The organism is Novosphingobium sp. FKTRR1 (genome assembly GCF_020404405.1).
Classification (GTDB): domain Bacteria; phylum Pseudomonadota; class Alphaproteobacteria; order Sphingomonadales; family Sphingomonadaceae; genus Novosphingobium.
This window is the reverse complement of the sequence record NZ_JAIZDA010000102.1, coordinates 1-533: the sequence shown is the minus strand read 5'-3', so window position 1 is coordinate 533 and position 533 is coordinate 1. Positions and strand designations below refer to the sequence as shown.

Here is a 533-nt window from a genome sequence, read left to right as displayed (position 1 = left end):
TATGTCGGTCGAGGTAACGCATGATGATGTCATCGGTGATGTTGCCGGATGTGGTCGAGAAGTAGCCGCGCTGCCAGAAGCGTTGGCCCCAATATCGTTTGCGGATGTGCTCGAATTCCTGTTGGATCTTGCGGGATGAGCGCCCCTTGGCCCGGCGCACGAAGTCGCTGACCGAGACGTGCGGCGGGATTTCGACGAACATGTGTACGTGGTCCTTCGACAGCGCGCCGTTGATGATCTTCACGCCCATCTCGGCACAGACCTGACGGATGATCTCGCGCACCCGTAGCCGAACATCGCCGATCAGCACCTTGTACCGATATTTCGGCGCCCAAACGAGATGGTAGCGATGATGGAATGTGGTGTGACAACCGGACCGATACGCCATAGCCTGTAACCTCGGGAAAAGCGGAAGCTTCACGCCTTCGGCGGCTTCCGCTTTTCCCGAGGTTACAGGCTAGCACGCGAGTCTGTGGCTGAAGCCAGTATCCGACTGAAGTCGGAGGGGTTCCTCCTTGCTAGAGGACTCTAAA

Annotated in this window: 1 protein-coding gene; it reads right to left on the bottom strand. The window is 57.8% G+C overall.

The genetic code is table 11. The features are described from left to right. A partial coding sequence (gene tnpA / locus LDN95_RS23095) for an IS200/IS605 family transposase (RefSeq protein ID WP_226019839.1) occupies positions 1 to 388 on the bottom strand: 388 nt, incomplete at its 3' end. Positions 389 to 533 lie beyond the last annotated feature (145 nt).